General features: G+C 61.2%; 12 protein-coding genes. All 12 read right to left on the bottom strand.

Annotated features, from left to right (window positions below):
• Window positions 1-13: 13 nt before the first annotated feature.
• Window positions 14-1,138: a type VI secretion system baseplate subunit TssG gene (gene tssG / locus JYG32_RS24190; protein WP_433960872.1), complete on the bottom strand. Its 1,125-nt coding sequence runs from the start codon at window positions 1,136-1,138 to the stop codon at window positions 14-16.
• Window positions 1,135-2,949, bottom strand: coding sequence for a type VI secretion system baseplate subunit TssF (gene tssF / locus JYG32_RS24195; RefSeq protein ID WP_213267229.1), 1,815 nt, complete (start codon window positions 2,947-2,949; stop codon window positions 1,135-1,137). The genes tssG and tssF overlap by 4 nt, the downstream gene beginning before the upstream one ends.
• Window positions 2,950-2,958: 9 nt before the next feature.
• On the bottom strand, window positions 2,959-4,542 hold the full coding sequence (tssA, locus tag JYG32_RS24200) for a type VI secretion system protein TssA (protein ID WP_213267230.1): 1,584 nt from the start codon (window positions 4,540-4,542) through the stop codon (window positions 2,959-2,961).
• A gap of 8 nt (window positions 4,543-4,550) precedes the next feature.
• Window positions 4,551-8,327: an ImcF-related family protein gene (locus JYG32_RS24205; protein WP_213267231.1), complete on the bottom strand. Its 3,777-nt coding sequence runs from the start codon at window positions 8,325-8,327 to the stop codon at window positions 4,551-4,553.
• Window positions 8,305-9,606 (bottom strand): hypothetical protein, encoded by a 1,302-nt coding sequence (locus JYG32_RS24210; protein WP_213267232.1) that lies wholly within the window; start codon window positions 9,604-9,606, stop codon window positions 8,305-8,307. The genes JYG32_RS24205 and JYG32_RS24210 overlap by 23 nt, the downstream gene beginning before the upstream one ends.
• Window positions 9,607-9,609: 3 nt before the next feature.
• The gene (locus JYG32_RS24215) at window positions 9,610-9,867 is read right to left on the bottom strand and encodes a PAAR domain-containing protein (protein ID WP_213267233.1); all 258 of its coding nucleotides are present in this window, start codon (window positions 9,865-9,867) and stop codon (window positions 9,610-9,612) included.
• A gap of 62 nt (window positions 9,868-9,929) precedes the next feature.
• Window positions 9,930-10,829, bottom strand: coding sequence for a hypothetical protein (locus JYG32_RS39065; protein WP_249744860.1), 900 nt, complete (start codon window positions 10,827-10,829; stop codon window positions 9,930-9,932).
• Entirely contained in the window at window positions 10,730-12,169 is a 1,440-nt protein-coding gene (locus JYG32_RS39070) for a DUF2235 domain-containing protein (protein ID WP_249744861.1), read from the bottom strand. The genes JYG32_RS39065 and JYG32_RS39070 overlap by 100 nt, the downstream gene beginning before the upstream one ends.
• Complete coding sequence (locus tag JYG32_RS24225; protein WP_213267463.1) at window positions 12,162-12,953, bottom strand: DUF3304 domain-containing protein; 792 nt, start codon at window positions 12,951-12,953, stop codon at window positions 12,162-12,164. Before JYG32_RS24225 ends, JYG32_RS39070 begins: the two co-directional genes overlap by 8 nt.
• A gap of 119 nt (window positions 12,954-13,072) precedes the next feature.
• Entirely contained in the window at window positions 13,073-13,837 is a 765-nt protein-coding gene (locus JYG32_RS24230; protein WP_213267234.1) for a hypothetical protein, read from the bottom strand.
• The gene (locus JYG32_RS24235; protein ID WP_213267235.1) at window positions 13,830-14,822 is read right to left on the bottom strand and encodes a DUF4123 domain-containing protein; all 993 of its coding nucleotides are present in this window, start codon (window positions 14,820-14,822) and stop codon (window positions 13,830-13,832) included. The genes JYG32_RS24230 and JYG32_RS24235 overlap by 8 nt, the downstream gene beginning before the upstream one ends.
• On the bottom strand, window positions 14,822-17,173 hold the full coding sequence (locus JYG32_RS24240) for a type VI secretion system Vgr family protein (RefSeq protein WP_213267236.1): 2,352 nt from the start codon (window positions 17,171-17,173) through the stop codon (window positions 14,822-14,824). The genes JYG32_RS24235 and JYG32_RS24240 overlap by 1 nt, the downstream gene beginning before the upstream one ends.
• Between the last annotated feature and the right edge of the window lie 58 nt (window positions 17,174-17,231).

Consider the following 17,231-nt stretch of genomic DNA (forward strand, 5'->3'; position numbering starts at 1 on the left):
GGGAACTCCGGAATCAGATTGTGTGCGGCACGAGGTGCGGGTTGGGTTGCGGTACGGGAAACGCCTCGTACACGCCAAGTGCGATGCCGATCACACACTCATCGACTGACGGCAGCACCGTCGTCCAGCCGAGACGCGGCGCCGGGCCGGCATGTTCGACGCCGACGGTCGGGTGCGGCACGAACCGCGACGACACTTCCATCCGCAAATGCACATCGGCCTTGACGCCGACATACAGCTGGATGAATGCCATCACCTCTCGATGCAGCCACGCACCGGGCAACAGGTCATGAGCCTGCCGCTCGTCGACCGGCCGCAATGTCACGCGCACCGCTCGGCTGCGATACGTGAGGCGCCTGCCGAGCACGTAACCGCCGCCGAGCCCGCTGCGCTTCCCGTCCGACAGCGCGTCCGTATCCGGCTTCGCCGACGTCAACGGCGTCGGTCGCCCGGTACTCGTCGTCACCGCCCAGAACTCGTCGACGCGAACATCGACCGCAGGCGCCGCGAGCGCCACCACCCCGGCCAGCCCTTCCGACGTACGCGTGCGCTGGATCAGCAAACCCAGCAACGCAAGCATCCGGGAATTCGGCAAGCCCGCCCGCAACGGCTTGTCGCCCCATCCGAATCCCGCCAGACACAGCAGGCTCTGCGAATAATCGTCGACACCGCCGGCGCGAAAACGCTCCGGATAGCGATATTTCTTCCATGCGCGATACAGCAGAGTCGCCGCGCGGTGATTGAACGGATCGAGAAATGCCTCGACCGCGTCATGCCCCTCCTCCCGCAACACGATCTCGTCGATCATGTGCGACGGCATGGCCGCATCGACGCCGTAAAGCCCCAAGAAAGTCGTGCGTACGGTCGGCGGCACATCGGGGTGCTCGTCGTCGAATTCGACAGCGGCCACCTCGCCCGCCGGAAACCCCAACCTCGGACGCGGCCGGAATCGCACCGGCTCATGTTCCGGCGTATCGCGCATACCCAACCCGGGACGTTCAGGCGCACATGCCTCCAGCAGACGACAGAACTGCATGAAAGTCATCTTCGGCGCCCGCTGGAACAGCGTCCCGGCAACTGTTGGCGGCCCGTTCGACGCGGCAGCTTCGGCCGCCATCCGATCGATCGAAGCCGTCATAGCGGTGCCCGCCGTGCCTTGCTGCGCGGCCATTCCGTCCGGGATCGGGACGGCAGGCTGACGATCGCCAGCGTCGTGAACAGATTGATCTCCGCATATGCGCCGAAGAACCGGTGCAGCAGCTCGCCGAACAGCATCACGTCGCCTTCGCCGGAGAATGCATGCGAATCGAGCGTGACCTCGATCAGCACGCCGCGCTCGACCGCGCCGCCCGACACCTCCTCGATCATTTGCTGCGACACATGCAGGATGCCGGCGAGCCGACGCCGGTTCAGTTCTTCGTTTGTCCAGTCGTACAGCGCCAATGCGCCGCGCAACACTTCCGCGTTCATCATCGACAGGAAATTCGGCGCAAGATGCGACAGCACACGCCACTGGAAACGATCTTCCGTTGGCGGGTACAACGGCAACGTCGGCGACACGAGATTGCGCACGCCCGCGACGTTCGGCGTGCTGGCCGCCAACTCATCGAGGCTCGCCTCGCGTAGCCCCTTGCGCGGCAGCAACCCGTTCGTGCCCGTCACGCGCAGCGATAGGCTTTCCTCCGGCAGCGTATCCATCGTTTCCCACGCGTGGCCGCCGAGAATCACCCACATTTCGTGCAGCCCCGATACACCGGAACGCACGCGTGTGTGGAAATAGCGTTCCGGCGCCTCGTGCCGCAGCATGCCGCCGCGGTGCCGGAACGTCGCGAACGGCACGTATTCGTATCGCTCGGCCGTATCGTGGTCGAACGTCGCGATCGCATCGACCGAATACGTTTCGACATGCTCTCCTTGATGACCGGCCGGCACGACGCGATATTCCGTTTCGTGATGGTCGATCTCGATCGGCTCGGCATCCAGTTCGAACAGGTTGATCACCGGCGAACAGAACAGTCGCGCGTTATCTGCGTTGAACCGCTGATCCGACGGATAGACCTCCTTCAGAACGATCTCCAGTTCGAAGCGGGTCGATTTTTCGGGCAGCTTCGTGATCTCCAGTCCGCACAAATCGACGAACAGGAATTTTTCGCGGAACGTGAAGTATTCAAGCAGCAGCTGATATCCGGAAAACGCCGCATCGGCCTTTGGCCACAGCCGCTCTTCCGTCGAAAACCCCGCCGGCTCGATCGTGACGCCCGGGAGCGGCACCGATTCGCCATCGCGTATTTCCGGAACGCGCCAATGAATTGAATCGACCTGGCGCGTCAACGCGAGATGCATCGCGAACGCGGTCGGCAGATCGGCGTTCAGGTGCAGCCGTAGCCGCGACAGATCCGTCTCCTTGCGCAGCGCCGATCCTTGCAACGCGAAGCCGAGGCGGATCACCGAGCGGCCGTCGTGACGCACGGCCGGCCCGGCATGCATGATCGAGACCGGCTGCAGCGCAACGGCCTGCGTCGTCCGATACAGACATTGCACCGTCCGCGGCGCCACGCCTTCCGCGCCGCTCGGAGAAGACACGTTGATCGGCGCGGAACGCACCGGCACGCCGGCCGGCACGACTACCGTTTTCTGCAGTTTCTCCGCGAACGGCGTCAGTTCGACGATCGACAGCGAAGGGATCATCCGCAGATAGTGCGGCCACAACAGGCTGACAAGCCCCTCGGTGAGTTCGGGCAATTCGTCGTCGAGTTTTTGCCTGAGCCTGCCGGTCAGGAACGCAAAACCTTCGAACAGACGTTCGACGTACGGATCGCGATCGCCGACGCGGTCGAGATTGAGCAGGCGCGCACGGTCGGGATGCGCCTTCGCGAATTCCTTGCCGGATTCGCGCAAATAGCGCATTTCCGCTTCGTAGTAGCGCAGGATGGGATCGTTGTTGTCCATGGGAATCCGTTACGACAGGGTCAATGCGCGGGCGGGATCGAGTACGGTCAACTCGGCCTGCAGTTCGGCGACGCGCCGCGCGAGTGCCGGCTTGTCGGCATCCTTCCGGTTGCTCATCGCCTTCAGTGCCTTCACCAGTTGTTGCTTGACTTCGAACGCCAGCGCCGGCTCCCAGCGCATCAGCGGCAGCGACCGGGCGGACGCGTCGAGTTCGGCCAGCAGCGCGAGCGACGTATCGGGCCGGCCGGCATGGTCGGCCAGACGGGCCATCACGAGCCGCTGCAAGTAGCGATGGCGATCGGTCTTCACGCCCGGCAGCGTTTCGAGCCATGCGAAGGCCGTCTCGATGCCTTCGCGTGCGACCAGTTCACGGGCCTGGGTTTCGATCTCCGGCCAGTCGCCGGCGGCATCGCTTTTGCTATCGGCGGAGACAGGCAACGGCGCAACCGTCTCGCCCGCCTCCAGATCGCGCACGACCGCGTGCCGGGCAATCCATTCGAGCGTCGTGTCGTCGGCGAACGGCGTGCCGTCGCTGAACGACAGTCGTTCGATGCCCGGCAGTCGTTCGAGAAACAGCGCAAAGTCGGCGCGCAGCAGTTCGCGCCACGCGCTGTATGGCGTGCCGACGTGATCGAGCGCGACGTGCTGGAAGTACTGCAGGTCGAACCACAGGTGATTCACGCCTTCCATGAACGCGCCCTCGACACGCTCCAACAATTCGTGCCAGTGCTTCTGCAGCACGAGACGCTTCATCTGCTGGCGCAACTCGCCACGTGGGGGCGCCAGACGCGTGTGCGACGCGGCATCCGACGGCGGCACGTCGTGCAACGTGTCCCAGCGAACGCTGCGCACGAGGCGTACCGACGGCAAGTAGCCGTTGTCCTGATCCCGCAGCCACGCCGACATCGCGCGCGCTTGATCGAGCAGATCGCGCGTCGAGGCGATCGATCCGGTCGACGCGGAAACCGAAGCGATCTTTTGCAGCGGGACCGCGCCCGGATTCGCACCCCGAACTGGCTCCTCCTTGCGCTCGAAACGGGCAACCAGCGACTGCAGATTCGGTCGCGCGGCTTCCGGCCAGTTTCCCGTTTGTTCGACGAGCACGTCGAGCGCAGCAAGCGCACGTTCGAGATCGGCCGACGCGAAGTCGCCACGGTTGTCCAGCGTCTCGATCATGCGCGACGTCGCCAGCATTTCCAGCGCCGCCCGCTTCGCCTCGGCCCGCGCGGGCAGCACGGCCTCGCCGAACCGGTCGACTAGCGAAGCAGCCAGTTCGAGTCCGTCGGCAAAGCCGGCCGAACCGTCCTGCCGCAACCTCGCAAACGTGTAGTAGCCGACCAGACGCAGATCCTTCCCGGTTTCCTTGAGCAACTGTTCGCAGGTACGGACGATCAATCCGTCGTCGATTCCCGACAGCTTGTTCGCCTCGTCCTTCAATTCGAAGAACGCATCCTCGTAGCCGGGATCGCGGCCGCACGCGTGTTCGCCCGGTATCGGGGCCAGCCATGCCGCCCAGGTGGTCTGTCGGGATGCCTGCAGCGAATCGACGCGAGGACCGCCGACGAGTGTCTTTACGAAATTGGCAAGCGTCATGGCAGGTCTCAGAACGCAAATGCGTCGCCCAGCAAACGGAGGGCGTGTCCGAACGGTCTGGTGGAGGCATCGGAAGATGCCGAAGTCGTCGCCAGCGAAGACACCTCCATCCGCGGATCGCTCTTTGACGGTTTCTCGCCAGATGTGCTCAGTCGCGCTTCCGCTATCGCGCTCGTCTGACGGGATGCCTTCTTGGCCTCCGCCGGCATCGCTTCATCCGGCCACGTCATCGCACCCGGCAGCCCTGGTGGCAGCGGCACGGCAGCGTGCCTGGCTGCGGCAATCGCCGCAGCCGGCAACGGCGGCGGACTGGCCGTCGACACCTTCGGCCCGGCGCTCACCGCACCGGTCATGAAAATCCGTGCCGGCAGCACGAAGTTGCGCAACCGGAGAACGTCGAGCGGGCCGGCGCCCGCCTCGCTGCGCAGTTGCACCTTGAGCGGGATGCCCTGGCTCGTATCCGGCGTCCAGGTCAGCAGGTAACGTGCGTTGTCCTGTTGCGTGACCTTCGCCCGCTCGAACAGGCGAATCAGGCCGAAGCGCCCCTGCGAATCGAGTGCCGTCCGCAAGCCGCCCTGCTCCGTCTGCCATTCGATATGCGACAGGTTTTCGAGCGACTGGCCGGGCCATTCGAACGGCGTCCATTCCTGCTTCTGGTTGAAGTAGTGCAATTCGCGGCCGGACAACACGAATCGCATGTCGGTGACACCCGGCGTCGGTACCGCCTGCAACTCGTAGCGCAAGCGTGCATCGCCGGACGGAAACAGCACCGTCGAAATGCGCGTGAGTTTGTTCAATCCGCTCAGGAAGCCCGGATCGATCGTCAGCGCACCGGAATCGGTGCCCTGCGCGGGCACCCAGCGGTCACCCTGCCGCTCGATGACGCCGGCGAGCTGCGTCGTCACGAATTGCGTGATCACGCCGCCATCGGGCCGCATGAAGCGCGCCATTTCGGGCAGCGACGCATCGTTGTCCGAATCCGCGAACGGATAGCGGCCGCCGAACGACTTGCTCCAGTCGGCTACGATCGCCGCGCGCCAGATCTCGTTCAGGCTCGACGCGGCCGGCTGCACGATGACCTGCCATGCCTGATCGAACGGCGCCCGGAACAGTGCGCCGAAGCCGGACCATTGCTCGCCGAGGCTCGCGGCGACCCGGCTGGCATAGTCGCGGCTGTCGGCGATATCGGATGTCTTGCCCTGAAGCACGGATTGCGCAGCCAGACGTGCAATCGCGTCCGGATCCGGACTGGAAACGATCTGCGATGTCTTCAGGCGCATCGCTACAATCCGCTCCAGATAGCGTGCCAGGCTCAGATCGCCGGTGGCTGACGGCGGTGTGCCTACCTTGCCGCCGGACGGTGCTCCAGAACCGAGATCGCTACCGGCCAGACGCACGATCGGGCCGAATGCGGCGGCGAGCGGCGCAAGCTGCAGCTTCACCTGTTTCGACGGATCCTTTTCGTCCGCGCCGACCAGTTGCTGTGCCTTGCCGATCAGCGTGTCGGACAGCGACTGTGCGTTGGCTCCCGTGCCCGCCTGATAGACGATCGCATTCATCAACGCGACCAGCGGCGAGCGTTGCGGATCACCCAGCAAGGTCAATTGGTCTGCGGTGGCCGACAGCGTCGCGGCTGATTGCCAGCGCAGGCTGTTGAGGAAGAGCGCCCATGCCCGCGTGTAGTCGTCGAAGTAGCGCTGGCGCAGTTCGGCCTTCAATGTCGACGGAGACGCGTTGGCGACCTTGGTGTCGGAGAGCACCCAGTCGCTTGCCACATCGCGTTGTTCGCCGGTTTCGTCGATTGCCTTCGAAATTCGCTCTTCCCACGCCGCGCGAGTGAATACGCCCGGTACCGTTGCGGTCGTGCCGAACAGACCTCGGCTCGTCGCGCCGCCGGCGGAGGCTTGCGACGCTGCATCGCCGAGCAGTGTCGCGAGTGATAGCGGCGGGTACTTCGGTGACGCTTCATCGATGATCTGCTGGTAGATCGCGTCGCCCGAGCTCTGGATGCCTCGAACGCCGATGATTGTCTGGCGAGTCGACGCGATCAGCGCTCCGTCCGGGACAATCGTCAGGGCAGTTCGGCGCGACGCAGCTCCGCGCCCGACGTGATTGGCAAAGAACGTGATTGCGTGCTGACGAATGTCTGCCCATTTCCCAGCCGACAGTTGCGAACTGGCCGGGCGTTCCGGTGCGGACGTCGCGATAAGTTGCGGCGTCAGGAATGCGGCCACGGCCTGCTCGGGCCTGGCGAGCATCAGGTAGGTCTTGAGCGTGTCGTAAGCGGCCTGTACCTGGGCGTCGCCGCCGCTGGCGATTTCCGCGTCGGACAGGGACGCGAGTTGATGCAGTCTCGCTTCGAGCTTCTGGCGGATCGGACCGACGAGGATGCGGTTTGCGGCATCGGCATAGTAAGGCCAGAGGGTATCGAGCAGTGCGTGGTCGCGATTCAGGCCGAAGCGGGCGGTCAAAGGCGTGCCAGTACGCTGGTGGATTTCGAGCGTGTCCATCTGCCGATCGAGATCGGTGAGCGTTTGCAGCGATCGCGTAGGGCTTTGGGGCCCGGCGAGCTTCGCAACCGAATCCGTCGCGCTTCCGATCGTTGTGCGGTTGGCGAAACCGGACAGCATCGTGCCGGCGAGCCAGCAGCCGATCAGGGCGGTCGCCATCCAGGCTGCCGTGCGCGACAGCGAAAAGCCGATGCGGCGTCCGTGAACCTTGCGGCTGTGGTCGGCGATGGTTTGCCAGAGGGTTCGGTGTTGAGGAGTGGGCGGTAGGTCGCCATTAATCGAATCGCCTCTCGGCAGACCGGAATCTGGCGACGCCCGATCCCGCGCCTTGAATAGAGGCGCGAACATCAGCCCGTGAAGCGCATGTCTCGAAACGGTGGATTCTGCGGTTCGAAGCAGCAGATCCGACAATGCCCCGCGCAACCTCGAAACATGCTGCGACAGTTCGGCCGGGTAGCGATCATCGGCATTCAAGGCGAGGCGCGCGACACCAGCGTCCGAGAGATTGTCGACGAGATTTCGCAACGACTCGTCAATCGCCTCATCACTCAAGCGCGTGTTTGCCCACGTAAAACCCATCGCTTCGTCCGGACTAGCCCGTTCGCTGCCGAAATCCGTCACGTCCAGAAGATAGGCCGGCGCAGCCCAGCGCAACGTGCGTGCGTGGCGAGCAAGCCGCGCGGCGAGTTCGTCGACGTCGAACGATGCATCGCCAGAGCTTCGATGACGCGTGACGGCGACGATCGCGTCGATCGGACGACAACGGCGCAGACGACGAATCTGATCGAGCCATTCGGTGTCGAGTTTGTCGTCAATTTGCCGCGCATACAGCACGATCGTATTGCCGAGAATCGCGTAGCCGGTATCGGCCAACCCAGGGGCGAGACGCCGGACAAGCGGATAGTCACCGGCAACCAGCACCCAGCGATCGCGATAGCGCCATCGCCAGCCGTGTCTCTCCATCCGGGCCTGCTTAAGCGATTCGGCTCGAATCGCGGCATTACCCGTCGGGCCGTTTCCCGACGGAGCCGGCGCACGACGAACGTGATCATCGACCCACTTCTTCACGGCGCGCCAGCCATTGGCCGACCGGGACGAATCACTGAAGCTGAAAATGAGCAAGAGCGCCACGAAAATGACGCATAAAGCGGCCAGCGCCAATCCCCGATCCGCCACGGATATTCCAATCCAGTGCGGTCGCATCCAGACGATCAGCCCGGGAAGGACGACGAAAACAATGGTCCCGAACAGGTCAAGTTTGAATATCCGATTCATGCGGAAGTGCGTGTGTAGTTGATGCGTTATCCAGGTTCGTCACGACAGCGATGAACATATCGGCTTCGTCGCGGTGTGCGACCAGCTGCGGCTTTGGCGATTGACCGGCCACGTACGTTGCGCAAGCTGCGGCAAGCCATCCCGCCGAGGTTCCCGCGTTGCCAACGATTCGATCGAGCTCAAACTCCGGTACGGGTTCGTCGTTCTCTCCTTCCGGACTGCCTGCGTTCAACGCCGTGCGCACGGAACCGGCTGCTTGGCTATCGAATCCGGTCATCCAGAGCGCGCCAATGCCATCCGGTGCGGCACCGCCCCAACGAAGCCCGTAGGTAAGCGCATGCTCGGGGTTGTCATGATCGGCTCGACGGGGTCGGTGGAACGCGGCAACCGGTTGCAATTCGAAGCGCGACGCAAGCGCCTCGGAAACCAGCAGCAATCCCACCCCGGCTTCCGCTGAGCCCTTTGCCGGCGGCTCGTCAATCACTTTGTTGAGTGTTATAGATACGAGCAACACCGCATGCTGATCCAGCGGTCCGTTCTGATCGTCGAGCCAGGAATCGACCATCATCAGATCGAGTGGCTCTGGAGCACGGTCCGTTCTCGCGAATGGCAACTCGTGACGTCGCCATTCGCTCCGCCAGGACTCGACCGCGTCGACCGCTCCGGCATAACCGGAAAGATCGAGCAAAACGCGCAACGGCAGATCCGGATGAAGCGCGGCCAGGGTTTGCTTCAGGTCGTTCAGCAGTCGCTCGTACAGCCATTCGAGAACCGACTCATGGCGTTCCGCATCGTCTGCTGCCAGGCGGGCTTCAATCGGCTCAAACCATCTTGCCGAAACCGATTCGTTTGCTTTCTGCTCCGAAGCCTTGGCATGCAACTTCATCGTTCCATCGACGATCTGGTCGACACCAGTTCCCGTATCGTCCGCGGTTACGCGTGCGGTCGCTCCCAGGACAAGCATCGGCACGCTCTCTCGCGCAAAAGCTTGCGCGTTGTACTTCCTGCTTGCATCGTTCCATGCCTGGACTTTCGCGCGCTCGAGTTCGTATGCCCGATAGCGCCGGGACACGATGAAGGCGGAAAAACCCGCCGGGTATACGGACACGCATATCCAGAACCATGGCGTGTCGGTCGGTTCGCTTTTCGGCCAAAGCATCAGTACGGCAAATATGCCGGCCGACGTCAGCGCAGCGAACACCGCGCCCCAGAGAAGCCGCGATGGCGATTTGTCGGGAACCGGCTTTTCAGGCGGAAGGGACGAGAAATCCAGCGCCATTGATTAGCAGCGCCCGCTGTTCGGAAGAGAGGAAAGCAAACGACAGCCGCACTCGCACTCATCGTCGTGCTGCGCGACTTCGCGACCATCATCGAATGCACCCGAGGTTGCGGTTGCGATATGGTTGTCACCGTGCCGCCGGCAGGTCACGGGATCGTGGAGCCGGGCCAGCGGACGGCCCATGAAAAAGCGCTTGTCCGAACCAGCCGTTACGTTGCCACCGCCGGTGTGGCTGTCTCCGACGCGAATGATGCCTGCCATATGTCCCCCCGAAATAAACTGGAATCGCCACCGCAGTTCGACAGTGAGCGATTGATCTTGCGTTACAAGCGTCCCGGCAACCGGGCAGCAGGTGCCATCGCCTCGCTGGTCCGCTTGACGCGTTCTCCATGCTTTTCGACGCGCTTGCGTTTTTTTTCCTCGTCGACATAGTCGCTATTTCCGAACGTGTCGATAGCGCGTGTCTGGAAGTACAGATTCGACGACAGCACGTGGTCATGCCAACTCGTCAACATCGTGTCGTGAACCAGCAGATCGAATAGCGCCATGACTTTCGGCGGCAGCGGGTTCTTGCCGCTCAGGCCCATCTTCCATGCCTGGATCAGCGCTTCCTGTTCTGGCGTCATCATCCAGGCTTCGATCGCCGTTGCGCTGAACTCCGGGTCGGCGTCCCATGGCAACGCACCGTGTTGAGCCATTTCACGTATGACATTTGCCGATTTCTGCAACCCGGTTTGCTGGGATTCGCGTCGCATCAGCTCTTCGGATTCGCTTTGGATACGCTCCCAAACGCCCACGGAAGGGCGCGCTTTCTCGATGCCTGCGTCACGACTGGAAAGCATTTCCGGCATGAGCGAATCCTGCCAACGTGCCAAAGCTTTTCCGAGCGTCACGCTATCGGCCGGTGGTCGCTGGTTACGCAGTGCGACATACGCGGCCTCAGCGTCGTTGCGCTCTTTCAGAAGCTCCCGGTGCCGCGAAGCGAGCCCGTCGAATCGACTCGTCACGGTCGCGCGAAACTCGGGCGATTGATAGCGAACCGCCATCCAGCGCAAGAACACCTGCATGTGTTCAAGGAAATTCAGACGTGCGACGTAGGGAACCATCTGACGGTACGCGTCAATCAGTTCTCCGATTTTGTAGGTTGCTTTGCCGTCGGAGATGGGATTTGCAAGGGTAAACTTAGCAAACGTTTCACCCTTGAACTTGAACAGATCCTCCATCGTATCGAGCACGACTCCATGTGAGACCGCCTCGTTAAGCATGTCGCGTAAACGACACGCTGAAGTTCCGCGCGTGCCCCAAGCGTTCCTGGAGGCGCCCCGCCCGTGATGTCTTCGCTCGTTCCGGGATAGAGGTATTGAAGCCCGCGCGTGTTCTCAAGGCTATCAAGTCGCTGATAGAAACGCAGCTCGTGAGCCGCAGCAAAATGCACGCATCGCTGCACCGACGCCGGCACCGATAGATCGCGGTCCCCGTAGTTCTGTTTGAGCAAGCCAAGGACCGGCGCGATCCCTAGTAGCTTGTTTTCCTCCATTAACGAAGACACGGCATCCAGCAGTCCGAGGAACTTGATTTCGATCGGAATAGCCGTCTGGTTAGGATCTTTCGGATCGACAAAGACCAGCTTCATGTCGCTCGGGCGCTGGTACCTTTGAGTCAGCTCGTTCGCGAGTGCCCGAGCCAGAACACAGCCACGATCAGCACCGAAGATGGATACCTGGATCCGCTGGATCTTCGGCATTTTCTGCTTGACGTCGTCGATCGATTTTTCAAACTGGTTCATCGCGGCCGCCAACCGGTCCTCGATGCCTGTTCCAAATACACGGGCGATCGCGCGGTTGTCGCGAAACCATGGGATCGAATCAATCACGACGCCAAAGAACACCGATTTGGCGGTACTCCAGGCAATTGACGGAAAATTCTTCTTCGCGTCGTAAAGAATCGCGCGAGTGGCGGCACGACCGCGTCGAAGCCAGCGATTGTCGCGCTGCAGTTGCAACATTCGACCGATATTGCGCGGCGCGGATTCGACAGAGTCGACCAAGTCCTTGAAAGATTTCACGATCGGACGGTACGAAAATTCCTTGAGCCCCTTCTTGAGTCCTTCCGTGATAGTGTCTTCCGGGTCGACGGGAAGTCGTTTTACACCGGTTACGTTCTTGCCGACGCTAGTTGCGATCGAGCCTGCTGCTTTGGCTCCTTGTTTTCCAAGCTTAAATCCGGCAGAAACAATCTGACCCTCTCGAGCCTCCTTATTCAACTCGGTTCCGAGTCCAGAATAGTAGAGCCGATACCAAAAGTGGTTTGGCTCCAGTTCCCGACGTCGATCCTCGTTATTTCGATGAGCTTCCCAGAGTCGACAGATATTCGAGTACCGAGAATTCGTCTTATCATCGTAGTCTCGATGACGACCGAACCCATCGAAAAAAAAACCGACGTGTATAACGGCTCCGCAGGGAATACACGCATCATGTGGATATGCCTTCTGATTCTCCCCGATTGCAGCACGCACTTCGGGCGGAGTTCGCTCCGCTGGATCCAGAAGAGTTTTATCAGTCATGTTGGCCTCTTACCGTAACTCGTTCAAAGCGATTACTCTTGATTTCTCGGACGACTGCGTCCGGCAGGCTCTGCATCGCTGCACCGAACGCGCCCGGCTGGCCTTTCGTCTCCGTCAAGATCTGTTGCACGGCCGGATGCTCATCAAATCTCGGATTGACTAACTGCGTGTAGTACACGTACTGCTCCAGATCCTTCGTGTCAGTCAGGCGATACTTCAACCAACCCTGTGATGCGATCCGCGCAGTACGTCTAAACGCCACGGCCATGTCGTCATCATCCGGGTTGGCGGCCTTTCCGTAGTTGGTTTGAAGCCAGTGATCCACCTTCGTATAGGCGATCCTCGTCCCGCTCATGTCGTTACGAAATTCGAACTCGACGTGATCGTCCGGATAGAAATGCACCGCGAGCACCACCTCCCCCGCTCCACCCGTGACCTTTGTTGGCGGGAACTTGACCTCGGTCGTCTTGTGTATCTTCTTGATTGGCGCATACGGATCTTTCATGAACTCATCTTGGTCATACACGTCCCAGTCGACCGTAAAATCCGTTCCCTTCAGTTTGTAGCAGCAACTCAAGCTACCCGCGCCTGCGCTCGGCGGCAGATCGCCACCACCACTCACCCTGTTTCCATACTTGTCACGAATGGTGAATTCGCTCAGATTGAACGGCGTGTAGTTGAGTCCCATGATGCTGATACCGCCGTAGGTTGGCTCTGGTGAAAACGCGTCGCAACCGACCAATGTCAGGGTCACAGCCCACAAGATGAAGATTCGTTTAATCATTGATGAAACATCCCAACGCAAGAACTCGATCCGATGCATGAGCTTCATCTCGCGACCGAAACGTGCTCGAATCAAAACCGTGCCGACTCAGACGAGCGCCACTCACCACTAGATGACGCCTAGTCAAGCCGACCTCCTCTGATCTCCTGAACAACGGTATTCGGCAGGCTCTGCATCGCCGCACCGAACGCGCCCGGCTTGCCTTTCGTCTCCTTCAAGATCCGTTGCACGGCCGGATGCTCATCAAATCTTGGATTGACTAACTGCATGTAGTACACGTACTGCTCCAGATCCTTCGTGTCAGTCAGGCGATACTTCAACCAACCCTGTGATGCGATCCGCGCAGTACGTCTAAACGCAACAGCCATGTCGTCATCATCCGGGTTGGCCGCTTTCCCGTAGTTCGTTTGAAGCCAGTGATCCACTTCCGTGTAGTCGATCCTCGTCCCGCTCATGTCGTTACGAAATTCGAACTCGATGTGATCGTCCGGATAGAAATGCACCGCGAGCACCACCTCCCCGGCTCCACCCGTAACCTTTGTTGGCGGAAACTTGACTTCGGTCGTCTTGCGTATCTTCTTGATTGGCGCATACGGATCTTTCATGAATTCGTCCTGGTCATACACGTCCCAGTCGACCGTAAAATCCGTTCCCTTCAGTTTGTAGCAACAACTCAGCCTGCCAGCGCCCGCACTTGGCGGCAAATCGCCCCCGCCGCTCGCCCTGTTGCCATACTTGTCACGAATAGTGAATCTGCTCAGATTGAATGGCGTGTAGTTGAGTCCCATGATGCTGATACCGCTGTAGGTCGGTTCAGATGAAAACGCGTCGCAACCGGCCAGTGTCAGCACCACCGCCAGCGATATGAAAAACCGTTCAATCATGCGAGAACCCTCCAGGCCCCTCGACGTCCGGCTCCACGCCAGACGCCTCGCACAAAACGTCGGCATCGATGCAACTCAGCGCGTCCCGATACGTCTGCCCACCGCTCATTGCGCGCACCAATCGCTCATGAATCACCGGGTGCTCGTCGAATCGACGCGAAATGACGATGCCCTTCGAAACGTAGTTCAAGAGATCATCGGCATCCTTGATGTCGTATCGACCCGCCCGCTCCAACTGTTCCGCAACACGTCGGTAAAGCGCCGAATCCGTGAGATCGTCGAGCATCGCCCCGTACATCGTGCGCAACTGCATCGCGAGCTTGTCCGCGCTACCGAGTCGCAGCAAAGCCATGTGCTGCTCGATGGTCATTGCGCGCTCTCCCTCGACGACACCAGCGGTCACACCTGCATCGTTCCGCCATACGATCTCGTTCGATTCGCGATCGCGATACCAGATCTCGGCACACGGCGAGAGAAACGCCTGGGCCTGTTCTCCGCTCCAGACTGCCCGTAACCGGGCAAGAATCCGGTTGTCGTAGAAATGCAGGAAGTACGCGCGCCTGTCCGGCGTCGAGTAACGACAGAACGCTCGAAAGTGCTCAACCAGAAGCCGCGTCGGGAACGGAGACCATATCCAGGTCAGCATGTGCTGCCCGCTCGACTCTTTCCAGAACCGCCGGACGAGCCGGCTCTGCAGATCGCGTGGATCATCAAATGCGAAACGATCGATCGCAATCAGATAGGGCGCGATGTCCGTGTAGGACTCGAGGACGGTGCCGTCCCACAGCGAGTGCCATTCCAGCCTTGGAACCCGAACCAGCAGCTTGTCGAGATCCTGATTCGCGCGTGCATCGGCGAGTACGTACAGGTACGCCGAAACATCGCTTGCGTCGAATGCTTCGAACTGCGACAACAATCGATTGCGCCATACCTCCCATGCCGCGTCCGAGTCGCCGGCTGACATCACACGCTCGGTTCCGGTCATCAGGCGACCTCCGTCATTGCTTCGACACCGCGGTGCGCATCGAGCAAACACTCCTTGCATGGCCCAATTGGCATGCTCGGCAGTGGAACCGAAAGCGAGGCAGGGTCAGTCCAGTGGAAATTTCCGCACTTGAGCGTGATATCACCCGGGCATCCGAGTTCGATGTTGCCGCCGTCGATCTTGAGGTAGGCGCCTCCGCTCGTCAGCGTAAGCGCGCCGTGCGAGGCGGCAAGAATCTCACCATCGGTACTGGTGAAGTTGATGTTCTTCGACGCCGACAGCGCCATCGCCCCCGTGCGGGCCTGGACAACAACATCCTGTTTGGCCGCGGTGACCCGCACCCCCAGTGCCTGCGCAAAGAGCGACACCTGTCTTCCGGCCGCAACGGTGAAGTTCCGCATGATTCCGATGTCGAAATTCCCGCCGGCGGTCGCAATCAGATTCCGGTCCGCATTGACCTGCAAATGCTCCCCGGACGTGAGCCCAATACCTGACGGCGCACTCGCGAGAATTGCCGAGCGTTTCAAGCCGTCGAGCGCTTCCGCATAGAACGACTTCTGTTGCTGCAGCTCGGCGACGGTCGCCTCTGCGGCTCGCACTGCCTCCGAAAGCGACTCCATGCGATCGATCGCCCGCTGCAACTGCTCCCGGGCGTCTTTCATGTCGAGCTGGCGACCCGCGGCGCCAACCTGCGCTTCAGTACTCAGCAGCATGCCCTTCGGGCCGCGCGCCGCAAGATGTCCGTCGGTACGTAGCTCGGCCCCCTGACCTCGTTCGTTGCGGGCATCATCAACCATGTGCCCCAGATTCAGCTCACTGGTCTGAAACGGAGTAGTCAGGTGGATATGCTCGACACCCTCCTTATCCTCCATCCGCAACTCATTCCGCGCAGCCGTACGAATAAGATTCCGCGTATGGTTCAGGTTGTTAACCAGATCCGGATGCACGCTGTCGTGCATCGCACCGATGATCACCGGCCGGTTCGGATCGCCGTCGGTATAAACGATTGCCACCTCAGCCCCGTCGATCAGCGGAAAGTGATGCCCGTAGTTGTCACCGCTATAAGGCTTCGCAAACCGCACCGGCCGGCTCGTCCCACCCGGGCTCCATTCGTCGAGATCGAACGGCAGCTTGATCACGTACCAGCCCTGCTCGGTCAGATACGCGTACTTGTAGTTCCCCGGCGACGTAATCCGCGCCGGCAGAATCCCGTCAACGACCGGCCGCGAAACCGAAGTCATCGGCGTACGCCACACGCGATCCGACGGAATCCCCGCGAACGCCACCCAATACGCGTCACTGCGCCCGCCACGCGACTCGACCGACGTCACGAAAATCCCGTGCTTCGCATCGACCTGACTCGGCTCGACCCGCATCACCTCGCCGGCTTCGAGCCAGAACGGATTACCAGCCCCCTTGAACGTGATCTGCTCGGCCAGATAGGCTTCGTGCCGCAACCGGGCGACCCGCTTGCCTTCTTCGGGCGTCTCGTAATGCTCGCCCCAGCGATAATCGACGGCGTTCGTCGTCTTGTCGTCGCGCGCCGTGTTTTCCTCGACCAGCAACGACACCTCGGCCTGCCGATGGTTGTAGTCGTGCAGTCGCACCGCTTCCGGCACACGCTTCATCTCGCGCCCGAGTGCCTTGATCGCATCGGCGCCGACGCTCTCCAGCCCCGAGTCACGCCGATACGGCACCGTGCGCTGCTTGCGCGCATACGCATCCAGATCGTCGCCGAACACGACCACAGCGCGATCCTTCTTCTGCTCCCAGCGAAACCAGATTCCCTCTTCCGCGCAAATGCGCCGGATAAAGGCGAACGTCGTCTCGCGATACTGCGTCACGTACTCGCGACGCTTGTACTGCCCGCGCAACTGAAACTGGAAATCGACACCTGCGCGATACCCGTAATGCCGCAGCGTATCGGTCACGATCTCCTCGACCGACTGCTTCTGAAACAGCCGGCTGGTCACACCACGATCGAGATCGGCAAGCGTCGGCTCAAGCACGACCCGGTAGCGCGTTTCATCCGCTGACGTCTCCAACTCGTCGAACTGCGTGATCACGCCATGAACCGTATACGCCGCAGGCTTCGCACTGAACTGCGCCGCGTTCTCCCCGAACATCTTCCGCAGGTAATCCATGTTCGGATCGATCGGATCGGCGCTGAACTTCGCCGGCCGGCCCAGCACCTGGTCCATCGGAATCCCCGCCGCCGGGCTTGTGAATTCGATCTCGTATCGATAACGCTGGCTCACGCGGTCCAGCCCGGTGAACTTCAGAATCGAGAACGGCGCCGGATGCGGCGCCAGCTTCAATTCATAAGCCTGCGTAGGCAAAATCATCGACATGGATTCTCCCGGTTGCACAAAACGCGCTGCGCCGCCGGGGCAACCATCGACGCCCCGG

Source organism: Burkholderia pyrrocinia, assembly GCF_018417535.1.
GTDB classification, from domain to species: Bacteria; Pseudomonadota; Gammaproteobacteria; order Burkholderiales; family Burkholderiaceae; genus Burkholderia; species Burkholderia pyrrocinia_E.

Excerpts from the sequence above, each read along its gene's own strand:
- tssG (WP_433960872.1), bottom strand. The coding sequence starts at position 1,138 with ATGACGGCTTCGATCGATCGGATGGCGGCCGAAGCTGCCGCGTCGAAC.
- tssF (WP_213267229.1), bottom strand. The coding sequence starts at position 2,949 with ATGGACAACAACGATCCCATCCTGCGCTACTACGAAGCGGAAATGCGC.
- tssA (WP_213267230.1), bottom strand. The coding sequence starts at position 4,542 with ATGACGCTTGCCAATTTCGTAAAGACACTCGTCGGCGGTCCTCGCGTC.
- JYG32_RS24205 (WP_213267231.1), bottom strand. The coding sequence starts at position 8,327 with ATGAATCGGATATTCAAACTTGACCTGTTCGGGACCATTGTTTTCGTC.
- JYG32_RS24210 (WP_213267232.1), bottom strand. The coding sequence starts at position 9,606 with ATGGCGCTGGATTTCTCGTCCCTTCCGCCTGAAAAGCCGGTTCCCGAC.
- JYG32_RS24215 (WP_213267233.1), bottom strand. The coding sequence starts at position 9,867 with ATGGCAGGCATCATTCGCGTCGGAGACAGCCACACCGGCGGTGGCAAC.
- JYG32_RS39065 (WP_249744860.1), bottom strand. The coding sequence starts at position 10,829 with ATGGAGGATCTGTTCAAGTTCAAGGGTGAAACGTTTGCTAAGTTTACC.
- JYG32_RS39070 (WP_249744861.1), bottom strand. The coding sequence starts at position 12,169 with ATGACTGATAAAACTCTTCTGGATCCAGCGGAGCGAACTCCGCCCGAA.
- JYG32_RS24225 (WP_213267463.1), bottom strand. The coding sequence starts at position 12,953 with ATGATTAAACGAATCTTCATCTTGTGGGCTGTGACCCTGACATTGGTC.
- JYG32_RS24230 (WP_213267234.1), bottom strand. The coding sequence starts at position 13,837 with ATGATTGAACGGTTTTTCATATCGCTGGCGGTGGTGCTGACACTGGCC.
- JYG32_RS24235 (WP_213267235.1), bottom strand. The coding sequence starts at position 14,822 with ATGACCGGAACCGAGCGTGTGATGTCAGCCGGCGACTCGGACGCGGCA.
- JYG32_RS24240 (WP_213267236.1), bottom strand. The coding sequence starts at position 17,173 with ATGTCGATGATTTTGCCTACGCAGGCTTATGAATTGAAGCTGGCGCCG.